Below are 26,301 nucleotides of genomic sequence, written 5' to 3'. Positions count from 1 at the left end.
CACGTCATAACAAGATTATACGATCTAACCTTGCTGCTGCTCTTCTTTGGCAGCATCTGGCAGCAGCAGTACTATTGCTTGTGTTAGCAAGAAAACTGGTACAAGTTTTGAATTGCGGGTTAAGTGATTTAGCGCATATATTTAGAAAAAGTACATATAAAAGAATTTTATTTCAATGATTGGCAATCACTCAAATATTGTGTATGGTATTAAAAAGGATTGCTCCAATGCTGAATGCGTCTTTAAACTGGGCAAGTGCAACAGGGATTTTGCTTGCCCTATGGTCAATACCATCTGCCGCATTGGGAGTATTCCAAATATTTTTTATATTGCAAAGAAGGGCGGATACGTCTTTGCAAGTGATTCTAAATACAATCTTTCTGTTATTTCAATCACTGGGCAGATTGATTGTGATGCCACTCTGTGGTGGAATTCTATTCTTTCAGGGTTGGAGATTGGATCCAATATTGCAATTTGGTGTATCGCTTTTAGTATTTTTAGTAATAATAGAATCATTTAGCGGAATACTTGTGGATTACCAGAAGTGGAGAGCACGCGCTGGAGGAGTAGCAGCAAATACTGCAGTTAAACATTAAACCTTATTTGCCGTGAATGATCTATCGATTGCGATGGGTTTTTGTGATGTGTAAACATCTGTTTATTCCAGGCCAGTTGTTGTGATTATTGGGTGCTATTTGCCCTATCTAGTCCTCAAGGGCGGCAGGACAGCGCTTCTGCTCATTCCTGCGGCGCTGTCACTGGCGTTCTTCGCGTGGTTGCTCACCCTGCATCCAACTGCAGCTGGCAGGGTCTACGCCGCCTATGGGGCTGTCTATGTTTCAGTGGCGTTGGTTTGGTTGAGGCTGGTGGATGGGGTGCCGCTGACTTTTCGGGACTTGGTGGGTGCTGTGTTGATATTGGCGGGGATGGCTGTGCTGATGGATAAGGCAATTTGAAGTGGATGCAAGATTTATCCTTATATTTCAGTTCCCATTCCTCCGAAACGATACCACCAAAAGTGTTGGTGTGTATATTGGTGTATTAGGCGCTCCGTTTTAAGGGCAAAACGAKCGAAGCTCTAAMAARTTAAAGCCYTAGGTTTAAATTTTAWYTRGAATRTWGATMAATAYAATMTMTAAATKACGTATGWTTTATCAAGAGAGCCGAGAATAAATTTCAATTCCCACCCGCTTAATGTGTTCGAGTAAGGGYTCATAAGTGATGCTATTTAGGGCCTGCACGTCGAACCGGTATGGAAGAGGCAGTTCCTCAAGTTCTGCGGCAATTGCTTCTGCATTAAGAGCATCTATGGGGCCGGTTAAGGCAATGTCTATATCAGARCGTTCGGTATGGGTGCCCTTGGCACGGGATCCAAACAGAGTTGCGTTAAGCACCATTGGATACTGTTTAAAAACATAAAGTACCTGCTCCAGTTCTGCAGGTTGCAGCGGCATCTTTTTCATCGTGCTGCCTCGAGCTGCATGAACCCTTTCAGCTGCTCTAGAGCAGGAAGATAGCGTTCTTGAATTGCGGCCACCGCTTGCTCAAACACCACTGGGCTGTAGGTGTGCGATAGCAAATTGCGGTGATCAAGCATGGCGATCCAGGCCTCACCATCGGTAATTATTTTAGCTGCGTAAGCTTCTTTCAATACTTGCCTTGGCATCACTACGGCAAATACAAATCCATTTGCTTCCATATAGTCTTTGCTTGTTTTCCAACCCAATTCAAAACAGTATTCAAAGCGWTGGATCACGCCCTCCTTCTCCAGTTGGTTCAAAGCCCCAGGGCCGTTTAGCATCGCTTCGCGCAATAAACTCAAGGCCCTMTCAAAGCTAGCCAAGCGCTGCTGCCAACGGATTTCTGTAGGTGGCGTCATTTTGACTTYYCATTAAGCAGATTCTAAGGCATAGTTATATTAAGTTTTTGATGAAGACAGGTGTTGATTGGTGTGGATGTGTATCTAAATACTGTTTTGATAGAGAATAAGCCCTAGTTTTAGCTGAGCTGAATGGTGTCCCAAATGAGCCTCACTAGTATTCCTTCCCTACTGGCTATCGTTGCAGTGGTGGGTTTTGTTCTAATTCAAACCATTTTTAGTTTTATGGCTTGAATCAATAGTTTTCTTTCTGGTATGATTTTAGCCAATTTCTTTCTAAGCTATCCCTGAACATTTGATTGTTATAATTATTCCTTGTTAATTTAGTTCTCAACAAAATACCTAAGTTCCATAATTTAATTGCTATCCCAGCGCTAAATACAAGCCATGCTAAGAGCAAGATSAAATGGCTTGAAGAGTTCATTTTTTGGAATTTTCATCCTAATCTTAAGGATTGCTAGCTCYTAAGGGCATGAAAAAGGTTCCCTAAAGCTCCACAAGGGTATAATAGGCTTTACAYATCTAAATGTCAATCTCAATTCCATTGCAGCTCACASAACCACAAWCGAATATTTGTAGTTGCTTGGTTGTTGAGGATCASGAAATTTTTTCGCGCTTATTATGYAGTTTMCTTCAAAATTATTTAAATGTAGACCTTATTGCCACTGCTTCAAGTGTTTCTGAGGCGTTKATTGCATGTGAGAARTTAAAGCCTGATTTGTTAATCCTAGACTTAAATTTACCGGATGGTGACGGTATTGAGGTTGCGGAGGTTTTTAGTCGTTTTTCACCTAGTGGAAAAATTATWATCYTATCTGGCCATGCCAGTAGTTTTATTKCTCCCCCTGAATTTTTGGATTATATTTTTGGTGTGGTTGATAAAACAGCAGCTTTTGAAAACTTGCAGATTTTATTAGAGAAACTCTTTGTTAATCCYTTKTTATCTCTTACCCCTCGCCAACGGCAGATTTTTACGCTTATTGGCAATGGGCTTCAAAATAAGGAAATTGCTTCACACTTGCAGTTATCTATCACCACAGTTGAAACCCATCGCAAGGCTATTGCTAGGCATTTAAATAAAAGTGGCGCTGAGTTACTTGTTTACGCAGCCACTTTTACTCGCTTGTATGTTTAAATTTAAAWTAGCATTTCTTTTTCCTGAAAGGCTTTCTTCTCGGCTSGTTTTAAGTGTTCTTTTGCAAATTCTATTTATTTCATTTGGAGTTGGTATTCTWTCTTTTATTGCCGGTTTACGCTCAAAGCAGTTTGAAGCWAWTAATTATAAACAGCAGGGGGCATTAACGGCCTTTACTAGCGGTCTATCTAGTAGGTTGTCTGCACCTATATATATAAATAATTTAAAYGCAACTKCTATCGCCCAAGGTGATTTGGATTTAAAAAACTTCAATCAGATGTCTGATCGATTTTGGAGTCAGTTGCAACAATTCCCTGTTTCCTATATTAATTATGGAGGCACCAATGGTGAATTTCTTGGTGTGCAGCGGCTTGATAATGGCCAGTTTTTAGTTAATGAAAACACTAATAAACCACAGCCTGGGAGCTTGTCTATTTATAAACTAGGCCCCCATGGTAAAAGAGGTGAGCTTGTTGAAATTGTTCAAGGGATGAGYCWGCTYCATGAAGAACCCTGGTATACCGAAACTGTGTTGGCWAACCGTCCAATGTGGAGTTCAATATATCAATGGGAAGATGATCCAAATGTTTTTGCAATTTCTTTTAATCAACCCATAAAATCACGCGATGGCRAATTATTGGGTGTTATTGGTGTTGATTTTGTTCTTGCTCAACTGAGTACATGGATGAAGTCTGTTTGGCAACCAGCTAACGGGCTCGCTTTAATTGTTGATAAWAATGGCTATTTGGTAGCTAGCTCTGATTCAAATTTGTTATTTACACGCGTTGGCAATCAATTAAAGCGTAGAAGAATAGACCAAGTTTCTCTCCAAAAAGTTCAAACCGCAGTTAATACCTTTTTSGTTAAAAGTTCTCCTTTATCCAATCAATTACAACCTAATTTTTCAGCTGTATCTAGCYCACCRATCTCAATTGCYTCTGGTTCTAACCASCGTGAMATCCTMTTAGATGCTTCTCCTTGGGGCCAAGAACTTGGCCTRAATTGGWTTCTTATTACCTTTTTTGAATCAGATTTRGGATTWTTAKCAYCYTCRYTGTTTGYTRTTKTWGCTYTTTGTKCTTTTTTWRTTCTTGCWWTWTYTATATGGATTAGTTTACGTTCTATTATTTCTTGGTTGTTATTGCCTTTAACCTYTCTTCGCAGCCAAGCAGATGGTATCGCTGAGGCACTTGCCTCTAATGATTTGCCAATTGGCGAAATTAAGTTTTTCTCTGATCAGCCTTCRGAAATYYATTCAATGTCTGTTTCAATTGATAAACTTATTAAGGCTTACAATTATCARYTCAGATTRYTAWYCGAGCAAACGGAAWGGGAGGCTATYAAGGATGCRCAATCTATTGCTATCCTTCGCGATAAACTTAAAACCAGCCTTAAGGCTGCTGCCATTGCCCATGAAATTAATCAACCACTTAGTGCCATTATTTTAAATTCTAGTATTCTTYTGCGCCATGCTCCCAATGATCCCGGCCTTTTGCTTYTAAATTCTCAAGCATCTGAGATTTCAGCTGTAGTTGAAAAGATGCGGTCTCTTTTGGCAARCGTKCAATCTAGGCAGGAGGTTATTAAYTTACAAAATCTWTTAAATTCTATTGTTGTTTATGCCAACAGTAACCTTCCTCAACTYCCTGCATTGCTTAAGCTCAATTTTGATTCTGAACGCTTTTGGATTTTGGCGGATGCGTCTCAGATCCAAATGGCCTTAWTTAATTTATTTAAGAATTCTCTWGTTGCTCTGCAATCCTRTTCTGTTGATTTGGCTTTAATAGAGCTTGGTTTGTTTCGGCAAGCTGATTATATTGTTATWTCTRTTTCRGATAATGGCCCTGGTTTCAGTGATYATCATCTTGATAATTTGCTTTTAAATTCCTCTGGTGATTCAGGTTTAGGYYTKGGTTTGTTTTTAGTGCAATGCACTATGGAAAATCATAATGGCTTTRTTAAGCTTGGCCGCTCYGCCTYCGGTGGTGCKCTKGTTGAATTGTGTTTCCCAGCCCTTTCTCTACCCACTTCTGGGTATGGCCCTAATTAGGCGTTTTATTTATATTTAAATTAGCTTGCTTCAGCACTTCATTCTTGTGCCAGATTTATTAAAAGATGGTATCCCAATTATTGATTTGCTTCAAATATCAGCTGATCTTGATTACACGGCAAGCCACCTTGGCAGGCATCAAAGCGGTGTTTCCCGTATTTATAGKCAGGTTAGTAGATCGCTYGATTTGAATTTTATTAAGAATGAAAATGGGTTTTACTCTGCTTCAAATAACCTTGCTGTTTTGCACTGCCTTCGCACYGCTTCTCAGCTTTTGCGCTTAAATAATCCMGCTTCCTTGCGTTGGGTTTCTGGTTTATATCATGATTGGATTTTTTCTCAACATTCATCTTTTCCTCTTCCTTTAGCTAGGCCCTGGTTTGGAGAGGAGMAAACATTGAATTTGTTGAGAGATAGGGTTATAGATCTAGCTATTGTTAGTTGTTTAGATGTATTTCCARCTAAAACCATAATTAATTCGAWTCCATTTCMSTTTGATARGTTTATTGCCATTGGYCTTTCGAGCTTTCCGCTTACATTGAGTGCTAGCCCWAACCACCCTTTRGCATCTGCTGATCAAATCAAGCCAAATGATTTTCGATTCTTCCCTTCACTTGCTACCTTAGCKAATTTGTTTCCAAGCAAGGCAAATTTATTGKCTGCYTTGGGTTTATGGCGCAATAGGCGCCCAATTCTTAAATACAACTGGCGGCATTGGGAGGGCGCTTGTTGCGATTCAAAAACTTTGATCTACRCCACGSCAATTAGCAAGATGTTCCTCAAGGATAAGCTGCAGATATCTGATATCAAATTTGACCTTTCTATTTGTGATGGCGATGTGCTTTTGGTTCGCGAAGATGTTTTTCAACATCATGTGATYAAGTCACTTRTYTTTGATATTTGKTCAGCCTATTCCTCTAYCTGTGCGCCGCTATTTGCAAACGATTCCAGATTTAAAATCTTCACATGCAACCCTGCACTGAAATTCGGTAGCTGAAGCCKGTGCTGCCTGGATCAGCACTGGCACCAATCTTGAAATTTACCTGGCTAACGGTTTTACCTTGCACCGCAGCAAACGGGCCAAACATTGCGCCACTGCCCATTGGCGGTGTGATTAATTCATTCACAACCTGTAGGTTTGTGCCATCACTAAATTTTAAGTATGCCTGCACTGGATAACGGGCTGCTTCCGTTGATTGGGCTGTGAAAAATAATTTATAKGTGTTATAKGCTTTGTTTACGGCAAAGTCGGTATTCCAATTGGTTCTMCCTAATGCCAAGCCTATTGGTGAAACTTTGGGCGCACCCACCCTTTTAACAACAGTGGTTCCACCGCTGCCGCCGATTGGCATCAGGAAGTTGCAGCTTTGGGCAAAGCYGGCATTAGCGCTTGTAAATATGCCAAGCAGGGCACCCAACCAGATTTGCTTGTTTTGMTTMATCATTTTTTGGCTCAGGATTTGGGTGGWGGTGTTTGGGTGTCGCTTGGTTTTAGGAACACAAATACTGTTCCCACCACAACCATCAGCACCAATACGGCACCCCCAAGAATCGGCAGCAGCAATGAGTTGTCCATTAATTCAGTTTAGCTGTGAAAGAGCAATACCAACCCTTGGCTCACCTGATGAAACTCCCTTTCCTCCCGGCTTAGGTCGATGCCAACGCCGAGTCCCTCCTTTAGCGCTTGTTCAAATGGTGGTTGGTTTGGAATTGTTTTATCGGTGCAGAGGGCTGCAATACCCACAGATGTTGCATGCCATGTRAAGCCATCGGTTACCCATATGGCCTCTTCCATCAGGGCTTCTTCCAGTAGGGAGCGCAGYGGCAAGGATTTCACCAACCAGYCCCTAGCCTGATAACGAAAATGCTTCGCGGCAACACACCGTGAGCTTTTGTAGTGGAGCTCACCTARCCTCCGCGGCGATGAGCAGTTTTTCTTTCCCAACCGCCCTCGTTCACGAGTGGTTTAGCCCCCGYTCAGTTGGTGGTGCTGAATTGGTGGTGCAACAGCTAGACCRYYTATTGCAACCCCAGTTGTTCAGCTTGGTTGATGCTGAATCAAGCCACCCCGGCAGCTGGCTTGAAGGGCGTTCAATCCRCACATCTTTTATCCAGAAGCTCCCCTTCGGCAAAAGCCATGTGCAGCAATACTTGCCCCTTCTACCCCTGGCGATTGAACAGCTCAACCTGGAGGGTTATCCCCTGGTTTTAAGCAGTAGCCATTTGGTTGCCAAGGGAGTGCTAACCAGCCCCGAACAACTGCACGTGAGTTATGTGCATACCCCAGTGCGCTACGCCTGGGATCAAATGCACGCATACCTTCGGGCCTCCTCCATCGCTAGGGGCCCCCTCGGCCCTTGGGTGCGCTGGCAGCTCCATCAGTTGCGCCTTTGGGATGTGTTGAGTGCCAGCCGCCCCAACCATTTGATTGCCAATTCCCGTTTCACCGCCCAACGCATAGCCCGCTACTGGGGCCGCTCTGCCACCGTGCTGCCACCCCCCGTTGGCGTGGAACGTTTTGATTGGCAGCAACCACGGGACTCTTTTTATTTATGTGTTTGCCGCCTAGTTCCCTACAAGCGCGTTGATTTGGTTGTGCAGGCTTGCGTTGATTTAGATCTACCTCTGTTGGTGGTGGGTGATGGACCCGAACGCAAACGGCTTGAATCCATAGCTAAGGCCAATATTCGCTTTTTGGGCCATTGCCCCGCCGCTGAGGTGGAGCAATTGATGGCCCGTTGCCGCGCCTATGTSTACGCCGGTGTGGAGGATTTCGGCATCGCCCCKGTGGAAGCCATGGCCGCTGGGGCTCCAGTGATTGCAYTGGGGCGGGGCGGCTTGCGTGATTCAGTGCTTTGCCTAAGCCAAAATCGCCAAACTGCCACTGGTTTGCTCTTCCCAGATCAGGAACTGGCTCAACTGCGCAGTGCCTTAAACGCCTTTGAAGAAGGGCGGTTGTGGCGTGAATTGCCAGCGGAGCGCCTRCGCATWCACGCRGAAAGCTTTGCACCTCAAGCATTTASAGCCCGCCTAGAGCGTTTGCTACACAACTGGTGGGATACCCACAACAGTGATCCCTATGGCGCTGTGCCTGTGAATTAGCTGACCCAGGTTCTCTGGTTGCGGTGCATGCGATTTGTACGTTTGGTGYAACTCATGCAGTGCAAATGCTCGCGCGTTCGCCACTAAAAAATTTAGCTGCATTTAGTAATTCCGCTTCATCAGTTTCAGCTAATTTCCCCTTGGCGGCGAAATCAATGTCTTACAGCTGCAGCCGCCAAGGCCTGCAAATAAGGCCCAATGCAAGCATCAAACGCACAGCTGATATTGCTTTTTCCYTTGGTTTGCTCTGCCTTGGCTCCCCCTTATTGCTTGCCATCGCCCTGCTTGTAAAAATCACCTCCCCCGGACCAATTTTTTATTCCCAGGAGCGCATCGGTAAACGCTACAGCCGYTTTGGTTGCATCAAATTTCGCACTATGCAATTGGRTGCTGATCAACGCCTGCAAAACCTGCTCGCCAGTTCACCGGCACTGCGCCAGGAATTTGCTAAGGATCACAAGCTGAAAAACGATCCGCGAATCACACCGATCGGCCAATTTCTAAGGGTTACTAGTTTGGATGAATTGCCACAATTGATTAATATTTTGCGTGGTGAGATGAGTTTGGTGGGCCCGCGGCCCATCGTTCAAGATGAAATTCGTCGATATGGGCAATCCATGGATGAGGTGCTTTCAGTGAGGCCTGGTCTCACTGGCTTGTGGCAGGTTTCAGGTAGGAATAATCTTAGCTACAAGCGCCGAGTTGAATTGGATCTCATTTATGTGCGCCGCCRCAATTTGAGGCTTGATTTCAATATTCTGCTTCGCACCATCGCAGTTGTTTTATTTCCAGCCGAYAAAGGCGCCTACTAGGATTAAAGCGATTAGCTGCCATTGCAAGGCAAGCCATTGGTTTATGCGCAATATGGCTAAAACAGCATCGCTATTTACTACGTTGCCMCCTCTATTTAATATGGGTTTATTAATAGCTTCACCTTCGTAATAATTTAAACCTCCAAGCCGAATGTTTAGGGCGTAGGCATAGGCGGCCTGGGATACWCCTGCATTKGGAGAAGCGTCTGCTTTGCCATCGCGGCAGGCAGCCCACAATTCGCCAAGGCTTAGGGCCACCAGCCTTGAGGGCAGCCACACCAATAAATCATCCAGGCGAGCCCCTGCGGTGCCAAGCCAGCGCAGTCGCCCCCGGCGATAGCCCAGCATCGAATCAAGGGTGCTACTGGCCTTAAACCCCCAGGCCATKGCCAGGGGCCCTGGCCACTCAGTTAAGCCAGCGCACCAGAGCAGTGCCCCCAGCAGCAGCCAAAACAATGGGGCAAACAARCCATCTACGCCATTCTCACTGGCGGTTTCAGCTGTTGCCCGCAGGATTTCCATTTGGTTTARYCCCGCCGTATCGCGGCCAACAATCCAGCCAAGCCGTTCCCGGGCTRCTGCTAAATCATCGGGTTGGCTTGCCAATGGTTCTAAAACTGCCCTAACGGCTAGGGCCAGGCTGCGGCCCGCCAAGCAGCTGGCCATGGCGATTAAAAGCAGGGGCATGGCCCATGGTTTCGCTAAAGCAAGCCGTTCAATCAACCAACCCGCCAGGCCGCTTCCGAGCAGCAGCAATGTKGTTATCACAAAGCCCCCTAGGCGCAGCCGCCAGGGGCTGTAGCCAGCCCAGGCTTCTGCCCAACTGCGCCATAGCTTGATCAGTGCCCCCATGGCCATCACGGGGTGGGGCCAATGGGGCGGATCGCCCAGCAGCCGATCAAGGCCGCTGGCAATTATTACCAGCAGCAGCGGCCAGATCAGGCGGTTTTTAACCAGCTGAACATTGAACGCAGGCCYTTACCCACCGATTCAATCGGGTGTTGGCTGTCTCTTTGGCGCATTTTTGTCATCTGGGGCTTGCCTGCATCGCATTCAGCCACAAAATTGCGGGCAAAGGTGCCATCTTGAATATCGCTAAGGATGCGCTTCATTTCAGCTTTGGTTTCTGCTGTGATCAACCTTGGGCCACTCACATAGTCGCCATATTCAGCCGTATTAGAGATCGAATCCCGCATGGCAGTGAGGCCACCTTTAACCATTAAATCAACRATTAGCTTCACTTCATGGAGGCATTCGAAATAGGCCAGTTCCGGTTGGTAGCCAGCCTCCACCAGGGTTTCAAAGCCAGCTTTCACCAGTTCGCTCAGGCCACCGCAAAGCACCGCCTGTTCACCAAATAAATCGGTTTCCGTTTCCTCTTTGAAATTGGTTTCCARGATGCCYGCCCTGGTGCCACCAATCCCTTTGGCGTAGGCCATCGCCAGTTGCCGCGCCTTACCGCTGGCATCTTGTTCAATTGCAAATAGGGCGGGYACGCCCATGCCGTTTTGATATTCCCAACGCACCGTGTGGCCAGGACCCTTTGGGGCAACCATCACCACATCCACATCAGCCGGTGGTTTGATCAGTTCAAAGCGAATATTGAACCCATGGGCAAAGCTCAACATCTTGCCGGCGCTTAGATGGGGTGCAATTTCAGTGTCGTAAACGGCTTTTTGGAATTCATCAGGCAGTARCACCATGATCCAATCAGCCTTGGCGGCAGCYTCGGCCACGCTCAATACCTCGAGGCCGTCTGCCTTTGCTTTTTCCGCCGAGCGGCTGCCTTCATAGAGGCCAACCACCACATCAACGCCGCTGTCCTTGAGATTTAAGGCATGGGCATGGCCCTGGGAGCCATAGCCGATGATCGCCACGGTTTTACCGCTTAGAAGATCAAGGTCTGCATCGTTGTCGTAGTAAAGGGTGGCCATCCGGGGTAAGGGCAGGGCAAAGGAGGAGCCTACCCAAACGCCATCCCTAGGCTTCGCTTGGGTTGCTAATTACCCGATCGATCAGGCCATATTCCTTTGCTTCAGCGGCACTTAAGAAGTAGTCGCGGTCGGTGTCTTTCTCTAGCTTTTCCAAGTTTTGACCAGTCATCTCCGCCAGCTGTTGGTTTAGCTGATCTTTAAGGCGCAGGATTTCCCGCGCTTCGATTTCAATGTCGCTGGCTTGCCTTTGGCTAGTGCCCCCCAARGGCTGGTGGATCATGATCCTGCTATGGGGTAACGCCAAGCGTTTGCCCTTGGTGCCAGCCGCCAATAGAAAAGCACCCATGGAAGCGGCAAGGCCCACGCAAATGGTTACCACATCAGCTTTTACATATTGAATCGTGTCGTAAATAGCAAGGCCTGCTGTTACCGATCCGCCTGGGGAATTGATATACAAGTAAATCGGCTTACTGCTGTCGTCGGAATCGAGATACAGCATTTGTGCAACTAAAGCATTAGCAACACCATCATTTACCTCTTGGCCAAGGAAGAGGATCCTTTCCACACCAAGGCGGGTGTAGATGTCTACCCAGCGCTCATATTGGCTGCCTGGGAGACGGTAGGGAACGCTTGGGGTGCCGATGGGCATGGTGAAAAATGCAGGGTTAGGGGTGTGGAAGAAAACAAAAAACAGCGGTTAGCTGGGCAGATCTTTACGGCTGCTCAATACCCGATCAATCAAGCCATATTCGAGCGCTTCCTTAGGTGTTAGGTAGGTCATGCGATCGGAATCCTCAGCCAATTGTTCAGGGCTGCGGCCCGTGTTCAAAGAGAGCATTTCCAACATGGTGCGCTTGTTTTGCAACACCTCCTTTGCTCTGATCTGGATGTCGGTGGCTTGGCCCCGGGCGCCACTGCGGGGTTGATGCAGCACGATTGAAGCATTGGGYAAAGATGCCCTTTGMCCCTTGGTGCCAGCGGAAAGGATCATCGCTGCCGTGCCCATCGCTTGACCAATGCAAATCGTGTGCACAGGTGGTTTCACATATTTGATCGTGTCGCAGATGGCAAATGCCTCAGTTTCAAAACCGATTGCATCTCCTGAATACCAGCTGGTGCCAGTGGAATTTATGTAGAAGAARATTGGTTTTTCTGGATTATCAAATTCCAAATACAGCAATTGGGCAATGATTAATTCAGTTACATCTATACCCATCTGGCGTTTTGCATCGTCGTCTGAAAACAGGGGTAAGCCCAGATAAACGATGCGTTCCTTCAGTAGCAGCGAAGGCAGATCCGGCGGCGGGGTGCGAAATGAACTGCTGCCCCCTTCTGAATAGGGAGCCGATACGGCCGAAACCATCAAGTAGGTGCGGATGCAGCGAGCCTAGCGAGGGTCGGAGGCGCGAGCGAACACCATCCTTCCCGCAGGGGTTTGCAGGGCGCCCGTAACGGTTACYTCCCGCCGTTCACCAATGCTGCTGCGCGCCCCTTCCACCACMACCATCGTGCCGTCTTCCAGGTAACCAACCCCCTGCTCAGCTTCTTTGCCCTCCCTGATGATCTTGAGCTGGAGCAAATCCCCCGGTTGTACCTCAGGCCTGAGCCGAACCACCAGTTCACTCAGGTTGAGGGGCCGTAGGTTTTGCACCTGGGCCACCTGGGCCAGGTTGTAATCGGTTGTGAGCAGCAGCCCATTGGTRTCGGCCGCTAGTTTCAGCAATTTGTCGTCTACCCCMGCTCCCTCGTAGCGGGTGTTGTTAACAACCAAACGCCGGCCATATTGCTGGCGCATCTCCGTGAGCAATTTCAAGCCGCGGCGGCCTTTACCCCGTTTTTCAGCATTGCCAGAATCGGCCAACTGTTGCAGTTCATCGATTACGCATTGGGCCACGATCACCTGACCTTCCAATAGCCCGCATTCCACCAGCCATTGCACCCGGCCATCGATAATCACGCTCGTATCAAGGATTTTGGGGCTTGCCGGTTGCAGYACCCCATCGGCCACCAGCAGGGCTTCATTGCTGCTCGGAATAAACAAGCGCAGCAGGGTTCTGCCATGCACTTCGGCCAGGTTGTAGCCGCTCACGCCAAAAAATACGTTGCTCAACACCGCCGCCAGTGGTTTTACAAAACCCACCTCCCACGGCAATGGCAGYAGCAGGATCGGTGCCAGCAGCAGGTTTGCCACCAGTAACCCCAGGATCAAACCCACCGCCCTACTGATTAATAAATCCGTTGGCATGGTGCGCACTTGGCGCATTAATTTCTGGCGCAATTGTTGAAAAAGCAGCCCTGCCACCAGGCCAAAAAGGGCGCCAAAGCCMCCCAGCACCCAGCGCAGCCCCTCCAAATTGGTTACCTGCACCAGCAGCCTTTCCGGCAGTAAGTCCACCCCAAGCCAGCCGGAGGCAGCGCCGGAAATCAAAAACAGAATCAGAATCAGGGCATCCACCACGGCGTAGCAGGGAGAGCTTCAGGGATTAGCCCCTAAATAGATTTMTATGAGTGTGCCGCTTCCGCTCCATCGGCGCTTGCCCCGCAGCCTTTATCTCCATATCCCCTTCTGCCATCGCCGCTGTTTTTATTGCGATTTTCCTGTGGTGCCTTTGGGTGACCATGCTTCTGGCGCTACTTCTAAWTCCGTAGCAAATTACCTAGCTCAACTAAACCTCGACCTGGAGGCCGCAGCTCCAGGCCCACCGCTTTCCACCGTTTACATCGGTGGCGGCACACCATCGTTGCTCTCCGTTGCTCAAATAGGCGCCCTGCTTGAGCGGCTGGAACAGCAATGGGGGCTGGCGCCTGGCGTTGAAATMAGCCTTGAGATCGATCCGGCCAGCTTTGATCGCCCTTGGTTGGAAGCGGTGTTGAACCTTGGCATTAACCGCTTCAGCCTGGGGGGTCAGAGCTTTGATGATCAGGTTTTGCATGGCCTTGGCCGGCGCCATAGTGCTGCCCAGTTGCGGGAAGCTTGCGCCTGGTTGCGTCAATTTCAGGCGGCAGGGCAATTAAACAGCTGGAGCCTTGATTTAATCCTCAACCTGCCAGGTCAAACGCAGCAGCACTGGCAGCAGCAATTAAGCGCAGCCCTTAGGGAATATCCGCCCCATCTTTCGATTTACGACCTAATCGTGGAACCCGGCACGGTGTTTGAGTGGCGCCAAAGGCGGGGTGAATTGCCCTTACCAAGCCAAGATGCCGCCGCTGAACATTTGGATTACACCCACCAGCAGCTTGCCGCTGCGGGCTATGGCCATTACGAAATCAGTAATTGGGCCCTCCCCGGCCATTGCTCCCGCCACAACCGCGTTTATTGGAGTGGTGCCCCATGGTGGGCTTTTGGCCTTGGTGCCACAGCCGGTGCTGGCGCCGAACGGTKGGCCAGGCCCCGCACCAGGGAGGCCTACGGCCAATGGCTGCTCAGTTACCCAGGCCAGCAGTTGCCAGCAGGCATCGCTTTGGGGTCTATCCCACCCCTGGAAGATCTGCTGCTGGTGGGCCTCAGGCGCCGGGAAGGGGTTGACCTCGCCTGGCTGGAGGCTGCCGTTGGTTGGCCGGTGGAGGGCTCCTTGGCTGCCGCCATCGGCCAGGTTCTGGCCCCCTGGTTAAGCGATGGGCTTGTGCAATTAAATCAAGSTCGTTTGCGCTTGGTGCCCCCCGCTGGCTTCAGCCTTAGCAATGCGGTGTTGCGGGACCTACTGGCCTGGTTGCAAGGATGCAACCCAGCCCCTRAGGGCCTCACTAAATAATTCGGCCCCCGGCAGCAGGGCACTGGAAAAGGGCGGTTGGGCTGCCGTAAGCCCAAGTAGATCAGCTGTTACCCGCACTTGGCCATCGCAGTTGTTGCCGGCGCCAATGCCGATTACCGGCAGCTCTAATTCCTGGCTTARTTGGCCTGCYAGGGGGKGTGGCACATGCTCGAGCACCAAGGCAAAGCAGCCGGCTTGTTCCAGTTCATGGGCGCTTTGGCGCAAGCGCTCTTGGGCTACCGGATCGGTKGCCTGGCGGCGGTAACCAAGCTGACGCACCGATTGGGGTGTTAGCCCCAGGTGACCCATCACCGGAATGCCGCTGCGYACTAGGCGGCTAACCACTGCCAGGGTTTCCGGTTCTGCCCCCTCAAGTTTCACGCCAAGGCAGTTGGTTTCTTTGAGGAACCTACCGGCCGCCGCYACAGCYCGATCCGGGCCGCATTGATAGCTCAAAAATGGCAGATCRCACACCATCGGCGTGTGCTGTARTCCCTTCTCCACGGCCGCTGCATGGTGCAGCATCGCCTCCACCGTTACGGGCAGGGTGGTGGCATGGCCAAGGCTCACCATGGCAAGGGAATCCCCCACCAGCACCAGATCAACCCCAGCCGCTTCCGCCCATTGGGCACTCATCACATCCCAAGCTGTGAGCACAGCAATGGGCTTTCCCTCCTGCTTGAGGCGCTGCAGTTGAAGGCCCAATTGGGGAGGGGTAAGGCTCAAGCCGTTTGAACTTGTAAGWGCCAGCCATTGCTAACATGGGSTYGACTCGGATCCATGCGGCTCCGACGCCTAAACCTGGTCAGATCCGGAAGGCAGCAGCCACACGGGATGCTCGAGGCAGGCGTGGACTCCGGGTCACCYAATTAAATTTCAGAATCAGTTTTCAGAATCAGTTTTCAGCGCGATTTTGGCGTTGCAGCAGAAAGGAAGGTATGCGCACACCACTGGRATCGCCCTCATCGCCATTGCGGCTTGGGGAAACGGGCTCGAGCAGTGAGTTTTGGCTGAGCCGTTTYGGCACATAGATGCCGCCCCCTTCAAAGCCAGTGGCAATCACAGTTACGTGGATTTCGCCTTCCAATTGATCATCAACAACAGCGCCAACAATGATGTTGGCTTCAGGRTCCACCACGTCGTAGATCACCTCAGATGCGGTGGTCATGTCTTCCAGGGTCATGTCGCGGCCGCCACTGATATTGATCACACAACCCTTGGCGCCATCGATGCGGGCCGATTCCAGCAGCGGGCTGCTCATGGCTGCCATCGCCGCTTCTGTTGCCCTTGATCTACCCGAGCCAATGCCAATWCCCAACAGTGCGGTGCCAGCGCAGGCCATCACCGAACGCACATCGGCGAAATCCACATTCACCAGGCCTGGTTTTGTGATGATGTCGCTGATGCCCTTCACRCCGCTGCGCAACACCTCGTCGGCGGCGCGAAATGCTTCCTGCAGTGGTGCCCCAGAAATTGAATCCCGCAGGCGATCATTTGGAATCACAATCAAGGTATCCACGTGTTCCGCCAGGCGGGCAATGCCCTCCTCCGCCTGCCGCATGCGTTTCCTGCCTTCAAAAGTGAAGGGTTTAGTAACRATGCCAACGGTGAGGGCGCCGGATTCCTTGGCCACTTCCGCCACGATCGGGGCTGCTCCGGTGCCRGTGCCGCCGCCCATGCCAGCGGTGATAAACACCAAATCGGTGCCCTCWAGGGCTTGCTGCAATTCGATGCGCGATTCTTCAGCCGCTTTTTGACCAATGGCTGGATTACCCCCAGCACCAAGGCCGCGGGTGAGCTTCATGCCCAACTGCACCCTCTGGTTAGCTGAGGCATTCAGCAGGGCTTGGGCATCGGTATTGAGCACCCAAAAGCCCACCCCATGGAGCTCAGAGGCGATCATCCGGTTAACTGCATTGCTGCCGCCRCCACCAACACCGATAACTTCGATCCGGGCGCTTTGGCTGGGCACAATTCCCTGGCCCGCCATGGCGGATTTGGATTCGAAGCTATCCATCGAATAAGCAAAGCTTTCAATACCTTGCATTATTCCAGGCTWAGTTCATATTTGAARTTTTWTTTATCWGCATTCGCACATTYGAGTTGAACTCTTAATTTTCTGGTTGCTGCTTGGGTGCCGCCATAACCAGCTCAGGATGTTCCGGGTCGCTTAAATCCAGTGCTTTTGCCCCCGCTGGGCGATCAAGATTTTTTGCTAGGTGGCTCAGCACCTGCAGCCTTCTGCCGGTGCGTTCATCAATGGGGCCAAACCGCACTGCACCTAACTTGTTGCTTACAAGCCAAAGGTCGCCATTGGCTTCAAAGCGCAGTTCCCGCACATCCGCCTGCTTGGGGAGCACGCCAATCAGTAGTTCCAATGTGGGTTGGTAGCGGCTTTGCCAGCCCAGCACCATCAGGTTTGGCAGGGCTGCTCCGCCAAGGCCCGCCTGTTGGCGTGGGCTAATCCAGCGGCCGGTGCGATCGATATAACCCTGCTCAGGGCCACTGCTACCGCTGCGTTGGGCCCTAGCAACGGCCGCCCGTTCGCTCAAATTAATAACCAAACGGGGCGGCAGCATCTGCCGTTGTATGCGCACCTGATCYACCGGCAGGGCAGCCGCAAGCCGKTGTTTGATCAGGATTGGATTTAATTCCAACAGCTTTAGTGGAAAGGTGAGGCCAGATGCCCTAACCACCAGCTCGCGGTTTAGATCCGGGGCACCGCTCACCTCCACTTGATTGGGGCTGCGCAGGATCCAGGCTTGTTTGATAACCAGCCAGCCAAGGCCTGCGCTGATCGCCATCAAGGCAAGCAGCCGCCAGAGTTGGGCGATGGTGTCTAGGCGTTTACGCCGGCGTAGTTCCTTGCGGCGCTGGATGCCCTCTGCCAAATTTTCACGGCTTTGCTCCACCACAGATCAGAGCTCACAGCGGGAGCGACTCATCAATTCACCAATCCAGCGGCGTGCCCGATCRGCATCGGAAAAGGGCAGGTCGTATTCGCGGCCATCACCTATCAGCCTGAGCCGGCAGGCCCCATGGCTTTCATCTGTTARRGGGGCATCGCCAGAACCCAACGACAGCAATTCCACCAGCTCCAATTTCGACACCATCAACGACCCCTGCGGTTTGAACTTACCCGCTTCAAAGCTGGTCCACTCCAGGCAGCCATCCTTCARCCTKGCGCCACCACCACCATCCAATTTGGATAGTTCAGAACCTGCCGCCCATTCCAAAAAAAGCCGTTGTCGYCTTCGTTCAAGCCAGCCGAGGGCCGCTAAAACCACAAAGGCCACCAGCAGCGGTAACCAGAGCAATCCATGGGTCATCTCGCCAGCTCCACTAATTGGTGCACCAGATCTGCCAGGGGGATACCGCTGGCAAACCAAAGCATCGGATACATGCTGAGGTGCGTGAACCCTGGCAACGTATTGATTTCATTGATCAAAAGCCGTTCTGTTGCCTCTTCGTAAAACAAATCAACGCGRCTAAGGCCACTGGCACCCACCGCCTGCAGGGCGGCAATCGCCAGTTTTTGGGCTTCATTTGCCACCTGATCTGGCACCTGGGCTGGAATTACAGCCTGGCTATGGCCTTCGCAATATTTGGTTTCGTAGTCGTACCAATCAGCATMAAAGCAAATTTCGCCCACCACAGAAGCCCTTAATTTTTCCCGCCCCAATACGGCGCATTCCAGTTCCCGCACCTTGAGCCCCTGTTCCACCACAATCCGCTGGTCGTGGCTRGCGGCAAGTTGCAGGCCCGCTAGTAGCTCGTTGCGGTTGCTGGCTTTACTGATGCCYACAGATGAACCAAGGTTGGCTGGTTTTATGAAACAGGGGTAGCCAAGTGCCGCCTCCAGCCGGCTGAGCAGTTGGTTTGGCTGTTCAAGTTCCGCTGCCGCCACCGGTTGGTAAGCACCCTGGGGCAAACCGGCTGCTGCAAACGCGGCCTTCATGGCCAACTTATCCATGCCAACGGCAGATCCCAATACCCCAGAACCCACAWAGGGCACCWGCATCAAGCTAAATAAACCCTGGATGGTGCCRTCTTCCCCATTGGGGCCATGGAGCACCGGAAACCAACATTGCACCTCCAATGCGCCAGGCGGGAAGCCATGGAAGCCCTCCCTTTCAAGCTGATCATCGAGGGGGGCGGGAAGCTGGCTTTTYAATACGGCCTCGGCAACCTCTTCCCCCCACCAGCGGCCCTTTTGATCGATGTARAAGCAGCGCACTTGATAGCGCTCCGGATTGCTGCCTTCGTTAAAACCCTGCTTCACGGTGCAGGCCGATCTAATYGAGATGGCGTGTTCCCCTGAGGCGCCACCAAATATCAAGCCCACCACTAATTTTGCTTTAGTTGGGCTGCTATCCACGGAACCGTTGCGGGGGCCTCAAGGTACCAGCGCCGCTTTTGCAATGGCGYTACCGCTSAGGGAAAACGGACGAACAGCTTCGATTTTTACAGCCACAGTGCTGCCAACTTGATGGCCCCTGGCTTCAAAAAAAGTAAGCCGATTGGTGCGGGTGCGTCCCATCAGTTGCTGGGGATTTTTAGGGTTGATGCCCTCCACTAAAACCTCCTCGCAACGGCCTAGGTAGCGCTCACCACTCTGGCGGGCTTTCTTTTCTACCAACGCATTTAATTCCTGCAGCCTTGCCACCTTCTCCGCTTCCGGCACTTGGTTTGGCCAGTTGGCCGCTGGGGTGTGGGGACGGGGGGAATAGGCAGCCGTATTAACTAAATCAAAGCCAATCTCATCAACCAGGGCCAAGGTATTGCGAAATTGAGCGTTGCTTTCMCCTGGAAAGCCAACGATTGCATCGGCGCTGATGGCCGCATGGGGCATGCGGCTGCGGATCTGTTCAACGATGCGGCGATAGCGGCCAATGTTGTAACCGCGGGCCATGGCCTTAAGCAATTCATCATCACCACTTTGAAAAGGCACGTGAAAGTGTTCGCACACCTTGCTCAAATTGGCGCAGGCTTCAATCAGGCGTTCGGTGAAATAACGGGGATGGCTGGTGGCAAATCGAATCCGTTCAATCCCTTCCACATCATGGATGTGATGCAGAAGATCGGTGAGGGTGTGTTGACGTCGGCCTTCGGGGGTTATCCCAGGTAGATCGCGGCCGTAGGCATCAATGTTTTGACCAAGCAGGGTGATTTCCTTATATCCCTTTGCTGCTAATGATTCGATTTCAGTGCGAATCGCCGCAGGTAAACGCGATTGCTCCTGGCCCCGCACCGCTGGCACCACGCAGTAGGTGCAGCGTTCATTGCAGCCGTAGATCACATTTACCCAGGCGCAAAGTTCACTTTCCCGGCGGGCGGTGGTGATGTCTTCAAGGATGTGATTTTCATCGGTGGCAAGCACCTGCTGGCCATTACCAACYTGATTTAAGAGCGTTTCCAACCTGTTGGCGTGTTGGGGCCCCATTACTAGGTCGAGTTCGGGCACCCGCCGCAATAGGGCAGCCCCCTCCTGTTGGGCAACGCAACCGGCCACCACCAGGGTGAGATTTGGATTTTGGCGTTTGCGAATCGCTTGGCGGCCCAGGTAGCTGTAAACCTTTTGCTCTGCGTTATCGCGAATTGTGCAGGTGTTGTAGAGCACTAAATCAGCTTCAGCCTCTGCTACCCCTTGGCGATAGCCCATGGTTTCCAAAATGCCAGCCATTCGTTCTGAATCGGCTTTATTCATCTGGCACCCAAAGGTGGTAATCCAATAGGTGGGATCGGCCATGGGCTTAAGAGATGAGGTGATCAGCTAACTCCAGTGTTATCTAAAGCGGTTCCCATGGCAGGGTGAAACAAACGGGTATTTGTTTTTAACTCCATGGCTTGGCAGCTGAGCCGCTTTTCGCTCACTAAACGGGYGCCTCTCACCATCAGCAGGGGCACCACCGCAACAGTGGAGCATCTGCTGCTGGAGATCAGCCATGGGGGTTGCACGGGCCGCGGTGAAACCGGTGGATTTGATACCGGCAACCATTGCTATCAAACGGCAGCTCTGGAAAATGAACTGCTGCAATGGCTTCCCTGCCTTGGGGAGCAGGCTCCACCACCGCCCCAGCTATGGGGCTCCCTCTTAGCTCCCTTGAGCCCACCGGCCCGTTGCGCCGTGGATTTGGCTTTGCATGATTGGTGGGCTAAACAGCTGGGCTATCCCCTCTGGCAGCTCTGGGGCCTGGATTTAGGCAGTTGTAAAGCCACCAGCGTCACCCTGGGTATTGCACCAGTGGAACAGCTGCTGCAACGGCTTGAGCAGTGGCGCAGCCTTCTGCCTGCCTMRCGGCTGAAGCTCAAGCTCGGTAGCCCCGCTGGCATTGAAACGGATCAAGCCCTGGTGGAGGCYTTGCTGCCGGCCCTGGCTGGTGCGGAACTCCAGGTTGATGCCAATGGTGGTTGGAACCTGGAGCAAGCCAAATTGATGCTGCCCTGGTTGGCCGAGCGGGGGGTGGTGTTGGTGGAGCAGCCCCTSGCGGCCCGCAGCGGCGATGAAGCTGATTTTGCTGCCCTGCAGGGGCTCAGCTCCATGGCCCTTGTGGCTGATGAAAGCTGCTGGGGCACAGCTGATTTATTGCGCTTGGCCCCCCACGTGCAGGGGGTGAATTTGAAATTGCTTAAAACCGGCGGGCTAACCGAGGCTTTGCTGATGGCCCGCCTAGCCCAACGCCTTGGGGTGRGCTTGATGCTTGGCTGTTATTCAGATAGCAGCTTGCTGAATGGGGCAGCGGCCCATCTCTTGCCATTGGTGGAATGGCCAGACCTCGATTCCCATCTCAATCTCAGTGATGATCCTTTTGTTGCACCTCCGCGCCAGGGGGATGAGCTGCTGCCAAGCCAACTGCCAGGTTTAGGGGTGGAGAGATGTTGAACGCTGCTGCGCCGGTGGTTCTGCTTCAGCACGGCGGGCTAACCAACCTTTCCGGTAAAACCGGGCTGGCCTTTTTGCGTTACCGCCAGGGCCCGATCGTGGCGGTGCTTGATCCAAGCCAGGCAGGGGCGGATCTGCCATTGCTAACAGGTATTCCCCGTTCGGTGCCGATCGTTGCTTCCCTGGCGGAAGCGATGGTTTACGGGCCCCAGGTGGCGGTGGTGGGGCTTGCGCCCTCCGGCGGCCGCCTAGCGCCTGAAGTGCGTCAGAGCGTGGCGGAAGCCCTGGCAGCTGGCCTAAGCGTGGCCAGTGGTTTACACACCAAGCTCGCTGCTGATCCCGAGTTGGCGGCCCTAGTGCAGCCGGGTTGTTGGATTTGGGATCTACGCCAGGARCCWGCCCAGCTGCAGGTGGCAGCTGCCCGGGCTGCGGCTTTGCCCTGCCGCCGGGTGTTGGCCCTTGGCAGCGACATGAGCGTGGGCAAGATGAGCACCGCTTTGGAATTAACAGCTGCTGCCCGCAGCCAAGGCCTTGATGCTCGGTTTGTGGCAACCGGCCAAGGGGGAATTTTGATTTCAGGTGCCGGCATTGCCCTAGATGCAGTGCGCATCGATTACGCCGCTGGGGCAGTGGAAGCGGCTTTATTGCAAACGGCGGAGGGGGCCGGCCCCGCTGCGATTGTTTTTGTGGAGGGTCAGGGTTCCTTTTGCCATCCGGGTTCAAGCGCCAGCTTGCCGCTTTTGCGGGGCAGYCAACCCACCGAACTCTTGCTGGTGCATCGAGCTGGCCAGCAKGCAATCCGAAATCTGCCAGACATTCCCCTGCCACCCTTGCCCCAATTGATCKCCACCTGTGAAGCCCTAGCTGCCTTGGCAACACCCCAGGCGGCAAAGCCACCACGGGTAAAGGCGATAGCCCTTAATACCGGCCACCTYGAGGGCGATGCAGCTGAGCTGGAAATCAAAAAAGCCAACCAACTAACCGGATTGCCCTGCGGCGATYCGGTTAGGGGAGATAGGGAACTGCTGTTAGCGGCCCTATTGAGTTGAAGGGCGAGCGAGGGGATTCGAACCCCCGTATGGCGGCACCACAAGCCGCTGCCTTAACCACTTGGCGACGCCCGCCGTGGAGTACAAAATCTACCAGTTAGRCAGAAACAACCCAGTGGCTGAAGCTCTAGCAAAACCTTTGGGGTTACTTGTTGTGGGGATTGGTGCCCTGTTGGTTATCACCAACCCAAGCCCTAAGGATTTCCGTGAATTTGCTGGCACGGAACTTGCAGAGCAAGCAGTGGCGGAATTTTGCCCGCCAGGCAAGCTTCCCCTGATGCTGCGTTTGGTGGTGCAGAACTGCCCTGAACTGATCCGCGCCCAACGGGAACCCCTAGGTGCCCTGGCAGATCAGTTCAGCCAACGGCTCAACTTCGGCCTGTTTAGCGTTTACACAACCCAGCTGGCTGGYGGGCAGCTGCTGCCCCAATTGGCCCTGCCTGGCTATGAACTGAAAACCCTTGCGGTGGCTGGTCAATTCCTGGTGTTAAAAGCAACCGAAAGCAATGCTCCTTGAAGCCGATAGGGCCGCATTWATCGAAGCCTGCAGCGGCCTTGAGCTGGTGGAGCAGGGCCCCCTATTGGAACGCCTCTCCCACGATCAATTTTGCTTCTCGCCCCTGCTACAGCCGCAGTTGCAACCCTGCYTAGCCGATTTAGTTGTGCGGGTGAAGCAGCCCCATGAGGTGTTGCAGGTGGCTGCTGCTTGTTATCGCCTGGGCATTCCCCTCACACCTCGGGGAGCCGGTAGTGGCAACTACGGCCAATGCGTGCCCATCCAGGGGGGTGTGGTGCTCGACACCTCTGGCCTGGAGCAAGTGCGTAGTTTCAACAGCAGCACTGGGTTGTTAACGGCAGAACCGGGCTGCAAGTTGTTGGAATTGGATCAATGGTTGCAACCCCAAGGTTGGGCCCTGCGCTTGGCACCTAGTACCTGGCGCACCGCCACCTTGGGTGGTTTTATCGCCGGTGGCTCCAGCGGTGTTGGCAGTTTGCGCTGGGGGTTATTGCGGGATCCAGGCAATTTGTTGGGGCTTGAGGTGGTAACAGTTGAGGCGGAACCACGCCTTTTGCAGCTGGGGCCAGCCCAAGCCCAGGCCTTAAACCATGCCTATGGCAGCAACGGCATCTTCACTGCCATCACAGTGCCCACGGCCCCATGGCAAAACTGGCAGGAGCTGGTTTTGGAATTGCCTGATCGCCCCAAGGCCTTGGCGCTAGCAGCGCAATTAGGTGTTGCTGCCCTTGAAATAGATGCCCTTTGCTACCTGGAGCAGCGCCTGGCGCAGCAGCTGCCCGATCTGCCTGAGCTAGCAACTGCCAGGGGTGATCGTTTGCTTCTTTTGGCAAGCCCTTGCTCGATCCCAGTGATCGAACAACTCACGGCCCAAGCCGGCGGCTGCCTTGTTTGGCAACGGCCCCAATGGCCGCCCAAGGGATTGCTATTGCGGGAGCTCTGCTGGAACCACACCACCCTGCAGATGCGTTCCTTGGATCCCAGCTTCACCTATCAGCTTGTGTTGCTACCGGAGCCGGAGTTGGCCTTTATCGATGCCATCGATGGCCATTGGCCCGGTTGGCTCCATTGGCACCTGGAGCGGGTGCGCCAAGGCGGTAAGCAGCGTTGGGTGGGGCTGCCGGTTTTCCCTTGGCGGGGAGAAGAGCAGTTCATTGCCCTTAATCAGGCAATGGCAGCAGCCGGTGGTTTGGTTTTCAATGCCCATGCCATCACGGTGGAAGCGGGTGGCCTAGGGGTAGTTGATGGCGATCAGGTGGCAGCAAAATTTGCCAATGATCCAAAAGGCTTGCTTAATCCAGGTAAATTAAAGGGCTATATGGAGGCAATTGGCCAGGCTTAGAAAGAGATATAAAATGTTATTTTAGGGGCAATTTAAGCTGTTGCGTGTTGTGATCCCGCTTGTGGGATTGCTACCGCTTGCCCTGCGGCATAGATTTTTTAAATCTTCCCGATCAAGTAAAGCATCACTAAAATCGGCCCCTTCAATTTCAGCATTAGCAAAGCTGCTGCCGCTGGCAATTGCATTGGTTAAAATACTATTTTTTAAATTTGAGCCACTAAAATCAGCCCTATCCATAAGGGCATCGCTAAGGTTTGCCCCTTCAAAATTTGCACCAGCAAAAGAGCCCTGGGTAAAGATCGCCCCCTGGAGCTGGGCGCCAGAAAAATTAGCACCGCGGGCTAGGGTTCCGGCAAAAGAGCTGCCTTCAAGTTTTTGATTTTCAAAATCGCCGTTGCTCTGATTTGTGAGGGTGTAATCGGTTTTTTCTAAATAACTAGAAACGGCCAGGGCGGTATTCGCGCTGTTTGAAAAGTTGATTAGTGATAAAACAAATGCCAGCGAAAATACGGCAATTATATTTCGCAGCACAAGCAAATTCTGCCTAATATTAAACATTTTAAAGTGCATGCTACTGGCCATGTTACTGGCGCTGCTCGGATGTAGAAATCAGCTTACATGATTTAATTGCTGGATTAATTTATGTTTTTATTTTAAATATTCCCCCAGGGTGGCGATCAGGTATAGCGATCCCGCAATAACAGGTGTTGCGCCTGGCTTTAGCAATTGCTCTAAGCCCTCCAGGGGGCTGTTTGCCTGCTGAATTTGTTCACTTCGATGGGGCAGGGCTGCTATCAAATCGGCGGCACTCCAGCTGGGGTGGTTTGGTAGGGCAAGGATCCAGGCCTGATCTCCCTTAGCCAACAGGGTTTCCACAATCGCAGCACCCTCCTTATGGCGTTGAATTCCCAGCAGCCAGCGGCGCGGTTGAGCTGATAACTCCTGGCGTAGGGCAAGGGCTGCCGGCGGGTTGTGGGCACCATCAAGCAATATTTTGCGGCCGCGCCACTCCAGTTGCTGCAGGCGGCCGGGCCAGCGGGCCGTGCTTAAACCTTTAGCCATGGCGCCATCGCTGATCAACCAGCCCTTTTCCTTAAGTGCCCTTGCAATGCCAAGGGCTACGGCGGCGTTCGTGCGCTGCCAGTGCCCAGCTAGGGCCAGTGGTTGTTCGCTGCTGAGGGGTTCCACCCAGCGCAGCTGGGTATTGCAGGCGGCTGCTTGCTCCTCTAGCACCCTTGCCACTGCCTCTGGTTGGGGGCCGCTGATGGCAATGGCCCCGGGGGAGAAAATACCTGCTTTTTCCCTGGCGATTGCCGCCAGGCTGTTGCCCAAGTGTTCGCAATGGTCGAGGCCGATGCTTGCTATGCCCAGCACGGAACGGTTGTTGTGGGTGGTAGTGGCATCCAGCCTTCCGCCAAGGCCCACCTCCAGCACCGCCAATTTGATTGCTGCGCTGGCGCAGTGGCTAAAAGCTGCCCCTGTTATCAGTTCAAAGGGGGTTAGCTGATGTTTAGCGGCCAGGCCCTGCCAGTTTTGTAAGGCTTGCCTTAATTCCCCGGGGCTAATCAGTTCACCAGCCACTTCCAAGCGTTCGCACCAGCTCACCAGGTGAGGGGAGCGGTAGATGGCGGTGCGAATTTCTGCCGCCTGCAGCATTGCGCCAAGCATGGTGCAAATCGAACCTTTGCCATTGGTGCCGGCCACCTGCACGGCAGGGAAGCAGAGCTGTGGTTGGCCTGCCTCCCCTAGGGCAGCCAGCAGCCGGCCAAGGCCAAGCTGGATGCCCCGGCGGGCAAAGGGTTCAAGTAGATCGGAAAGATCAACCGGCTCGGGTAGCTGCAAATCC

At 52.3% G+C, this 26,301-nt stretch carries 28 protein-coding genes, 1 tRNA gene, 1 other RNA gene and 1 pseudogene; 12 read left to right on the top strand and 19 right to left on the bottom strand.

The features are described from left to right. Positions 1-419: 419 nt before the first annotated feature. Positions 420-492 (top strand): annotated as a pseudogene (locus C7K08_RS17025) (Ycf66 family protein); the annotation flags it as partial. A 185-nt stretch (positions 493-677) separates the two neighbouring features. Next, positions 678-956: a YnfA family protein gene (locus C7K08_RS03570; protein WP_106499276.1), complete on the top strand. Its 279-nt coding sequence runs from the start codon at positions 678-680 to the stop codon at positions 954-956. Between the two features lie 198 nt (positions 957-1,154). Here the strand turns inward: C7K08_RS03570 and C7K08_RS03565 are convergent, their stop codons facing one another. Both C7K08_RS03565 and C7K08_RS03560 read right to left on the bottom strand, forming a co-directional pair. Next, positions 1,155-1,463, bottom strand: coding sequence for a nucleotidyltransferase domain-containing protein (locus C7K08_RS03565; RefSeq protein ID WP_106499275.1), 309 nt, complete (start codon positions 1,461-1,463; stop codon positions 1,155-1,157). Continuing rightward, positions 1,460-1,879 (bottom strand): nucleotidyltransferase substrate binding protein, encoded by a 420-nt coding sequence (locus tag C7K08_RS03560; RefSeq protein ID WP_106499274.1) that lies wholly within the window; start codon positions 1,877-1,879, stop codon positions 1,460-1,462. The genes C7K08_RS03565 and C7K08_RS03560 overlap by 4 nt, the downstream gene beginning before the upstream one ends. A 526-nt stretch (positions 1,880-2,405) precedes the next feature. Between C7K08_RS03560 and C7K08_RS03550 the strand changes: the two genes are divergently transcribed. Beyond that, positions 2,406-3,014 (top strand): response regulator transcription factor, encoded by a 609-nt coding sequence (locus C7K08_RS03550; RefSeq protein ID WP_106499272.1) that lies wholly within the window; start codon positions 2,406-2,408, stop codon positions 3,012-3,014. Next, entirely contained in the window at positions 3,007-5,064 is a 2,058-nt protein-coding gene (locus C7K08_RS16785; RefSeq protein WP_106499271.1) for a sensor histidine kinase, read from the top strand. The genes C7K08_RS03550 and C7K08_RS16785 overlap by 8 nt, the downstream gene beginning before the upstream one ends. Positions 5,065-6,026: 962 nt before the next feature. On the opposite strand, the gene C7K08_RS03535 is transcribed toward C7K08_RS16785, so the two are convergent. The 3 genes from C7K08_RS03535 to C7K08_RS03530 are packed head-to-tail and all read right to left on the bottom strand — an operon-like array spanning position 6,027 to position 6,892. After that, positions 6,027-6,509, bottom strand: a complete 483-nt coding sequence (locus tag C7K08_RS03535) for a hypothetical protein (RefSeq protein ID WP_423218675.1) — start codon at positions 6,507-6,509, stop codon at positions 6,027-6,029. 8 nt (positions 6,510-6,517) lie between these two features. Next, a complete protein-coding gene (locus C7K08_RS16615; RefSeq protein ID WP_255096329.1) occupies positions 6,518-6,640 on the bottom strand; it encodes a hypothetical protein in 123 nt (40 codons plus the stop codon). Between the two features lie 9 nt (positions 6,641-6,649). After that, positions 6,650-6,892, bottom strand: a complete 243-nt coding sequence (locus C7K08_RS03530) for a hypothetical protein (RefSeq protein WP_193464805.1) — start codon at positions 6,890-6,892, stop codon at positions 6,650-6,652. A gap of 95 nt (positions 6,893-6,987) precedes the next feature. Here C7K08_RS03530 and C7K08_RS03525 point away from each other — a divergent pair, with 95 nt between their 5' ends. Then, a complete protein-coding gene (locus C7K08_RS03525; protein WP_106499269.1) occupies positions 6,988-8,166 on the top strand; it encodes a glycosyltransferase in 1,179 nt (392 codons plus the stop codon). A 155-nt stretch (positions 8,167-8,321) separates the two neighbouring features. Beyond that, a complete protein-coding gene (locus C7K08_RS03520; RefSeq protein ID WP_106499268.1) occupies positions 8,322-8,978 on the top strand; it encodes an undecaprenyl-phosphate galactose phosphotransferase family protein in 657 nt (218 codons plus the stop codon). On the opposite strand, the gene cbiB is transcribed toward C7K08_RS03520, so the two are convergent. Genes cbiB through C7K08_RS03495 form a run of 5 tightly spaced genes read right to left on the bottom strand, consistent with a single transcriptional unit; the run spans position 8,949 to position 13,370 of the window. Next, the gene (gene cbiB, locus C7K08_RS03515) at positions 8,949-9,893 is read right to left on the bottom strand and encodes an adenosylcobinamide-phosphate synthase CbiB (protein WP_423218678.1); all 945 of its coding nucleotides are present in this window, start codon (positions 9,891-9,893) and stop codon (positions 8,949-8,951) included. The genes C7K08_RS03520 and cbiB overlap by 30 nt on opposite strands. 23 nt (positions 9,894-9,916) lie before the next feature. Beyond that, entirely contained in the window at positions 9,917-10,912 is a 996-nt protein-coding gene (ilvC, locus tag C7K08_RS03510; RefSeq protein WP_106499266.1) for a ketol-acid reductoisomerase, read from the bottom strand. 46 nt (positions 10,913-10,958) lie between these two features. Continuing rightward, positions 10,959-11,561 (bottom strand): ATP-dependent Clp protease proteolytic subunit, encoded by a 603-nt coding sequence (locus C7K08_RS03505; protein WP_106499265.1) that lies wholly within the window; start codon positions 11,559-11,561, stop codon positions 10,959-10,961. A gap of 48 nt (positions 11,562-11,609) precedes the next feature. Further along, the gene (locus C7K08_RS03500) at positions 11,610-12,275 is read right to left on the bottom strand and encodes an ATP-dependent Clp protease proteolytic subunit (RefSeq protein WP_106499264.1); all 666 of its coding nucleotides are present in this window, start codon (positions 12,273-12,275) and stop codon (positions 11,610-11,612) included. A gap of 24 nt (positions 12,276-12,299) precedes the next feature. After that, a complete protein-coding gene (locus C7K08_RS03495) occupies positions 12,300-13,370 on the bottom strand; it encodes a PIN/TRAM domain-containing protein (RefSeq protein WP_106499263.1) in 1,071 nt (356 codons plus the stop codon). Between the two features lie 76 nt (positions 13,371-13,446). Here C7K08_RS03495 and hemW point away from each other — a divergent pair, with 76 nt between their 5' ends. Further along, positions 13,447-14,664, top strand: coding sequence for a radical SAM family heme chaperone HemW (gene hemW / locus C7K08_RS03490; RefSeq protein ID WP_241537009.1), 1,218 nt, complete (start codon positions 13,447-13,449; stop codon positions 14,662-14,664). Here the strand turns inward: hemW and panB are convergent. Then, positions 14,611-15,369 (bottom strand): 3-methyl-2-oxobutanoate hydroxymethyltransferase, encoded by a 759-nt coding sequence (panB, locus tag C7K08_RS03485; protein WP_106499285.1) that lies wholly within the window; start codon positions 15,367-15,369, stop codon positions 14,611-14,613. The two genes, hemW and panB, sit on opposite strands and share 54 nt — an antisense overlap. A 64-nt stretch (positions 15,370-15,433) precedes the next feature. On the opposite strand from panB, the gene ffs reads away from it, so the two are divergent. After that, positions 15,434-15,530: signal recognition particle sRNA small type (gene ffs, locus C7K08_RS03480), an RNA gene on the top strand. 29 nt (positions 15,531-15,559) lie between these two features. On the opposite strand, the gene ftsZ is transcribed toward ffs, so the two are convergent. From ftsZ to miaB, 5 genes are all read right to left on the bottom strand, one after another. Beyond that, positions 15,560-16,681, bottom strand: coding sequence for a cell division protein FtsZ (gene ftsZ, locus C7K08_RS03475; RefSeq protein WP_241537008.1), 1,122 nt, complete (start codon positions 16,679-16,681; stop codon positions 15,560-15,562). 94 nt (positions 16,682-16,775) lie between these two features. Continuing rightward, the gene (locus C7K08_RS03470) at positions 16,776-17,579 is read right to left on the bottom strand and encodes a cell division protein FtsQ/DivIB (RefSeq protein ID WP_106499261.1); all 804 of its coding nucleotides are present in this window, start codon (positions 17,577-17,579) and stop codon (positions 16,776-16,778) included. A 3-nt stretch (positions 17,580-17,582) separates the two neighbouring features. Beyond that, positions 17,583-17,993 (bottom strand): hypothetical protein, encoded by a 411-nt coding sequence (locus tag C7K08_RS03465; RefSeq protein WP_106499260.1) that lies wholly within the window; start codon positions 17,991-17,993, stop codon positions 17,583-17,585. After that, positions 17,990-19,042: a D-alanine--D-alanine ligase family protein gene (locus C7K08_RS03460; protein WP_241537007.1), complete on the bottom strand. Its 1,053-nt coding sequence runs from the start codon at positions 19,040-19,042 to the stop codon at positions 17,990-17,992. Before C7K08_RS03460 ends, C7K08_RS03465 begins: the two co-directional genes overlap by 4 nt. An 18-nt stretch (positions 19,043-19,060) precedes the next feature. Further along, on the bottom strand, positions 19,061-20,413 hold the full coding sequence (gene miaB / locus C7K08_RS03455; protein WP_106499259.1) for a tRNA (N6-isopentenyl adenosine(37)-C2)-methylthiotransferase MiaB: 1,353 nt from the start codon (positions 20,411-20,413) through the stop codon (positions 19,061-19,063). A 93-nt stretch (positions 20,414-20,506) separates the two neighbouring features. On the opposite strand from miaB, the gene C7K08_RS03450 reads away from it, so the two are divergent. Then, entirely contained in the window at positions 20,507-21,547 is a 1,041-nt protein-coding gene (locus C7K08_RS03450; protein ID WP_106499258.1) for a dipeptide epimerase, read from the top strand. Further along, positions 21,541-22,596, top strand: a complete 1,056-nt coding sequence (locus C7K08_RS03445) for a DUF1611 domain-containing protein (RefSeq protein WP_106499257.1) — start codon at positions 21,541-21,543, stop codon at positions 22,594-22,596. Before C7K08_RS03450 ends, C7K08_RS03445 begins: the two co-directional genes overlap by 7 nt. Before the next feature lie 2 nt (positions 22,597-22,598). Here C7K08_RS03445 and C7K08_RS03440 read toward each other — a convergent pair. Beyond that, positions 22,599-22,671, bottom strand: a tRNA-His gene (locus tag C7K08_RS03440). Between the two features lie 40 nt (positions 22,672-22,711). Between C7K08_RS03440 and C7K08_RS03435 the strand changes: the two genes are divergently transcribed. Next, entirely contained in the window at positions 22,712-23,113 is a 402-nt protein-coding gene (locus C7K08_RS03435) for a DUF4359 domain-containing protein (protein WP_241537006.1), read from the top strand. Beyond that, positions 23,103-24,455, top strand: coding sequence for an FAD-binding oxidoreductase (locus C7K08_RS03430; RefSeq protein ID WP_106499256.1), 1,353 nt, complete (start codon positions 23,103-23,105; stop codon positions 24,453-24,455). Before C7K08_RS03435 ends, C7K08_RS03430 begins: the two co-directional genes overlap by 11 nt. A gap of 21 nt (positions 24,456-24,476) precedes the next feature. Here C7K08_RS03430 and C7K08_RS03425 read toward each other — a convergent pair whose 3' ends face one another. Then, on the bottom strand, positions 24,477-25,013 hold the full coding sequence (locus tag C7K08_RS03425; RefSeq protein ID WP_241537004.1) for a pentapeptide repeat-containing protein: 537 nt from the start codon (positions 25,011-25,013) through the stop codon (positions 24,477-24,479). A 90-nt stretch (positions 25,014-25,103) separates the two neighbouring features. Beyond that, the gene (locus tag C7K08_RS03420) at positions 25,104-26,297 is read right to left on the bottom strand and encodes a bifunctional folylpolyglutamate synthase/dihydrofolate synthase (RefSeq protein ID WP_106499255.1); all 1,194 of its coding nucleotides are present in this window, start codon (positions 26,295-26,297) and stop codon (positions 25,104-25,106) included. Positions 26,298-26,301 lie beyond the last annotated feature (4 nt).

The sequence above is a fragment of the Synechococcus lacustris str. Tous genome (assembly GCF_003011125.1).
Classification (GTDB): Bacteria; Cyanobacteriota; Cyanobacteriia; order PCC-6307; family Cyanobiaceae; genus Synechococcus_D; species Synechococcus_D lacustris.
This window is presented reverse-complemented; position numbering and strand designations above follow the sequence as displayed.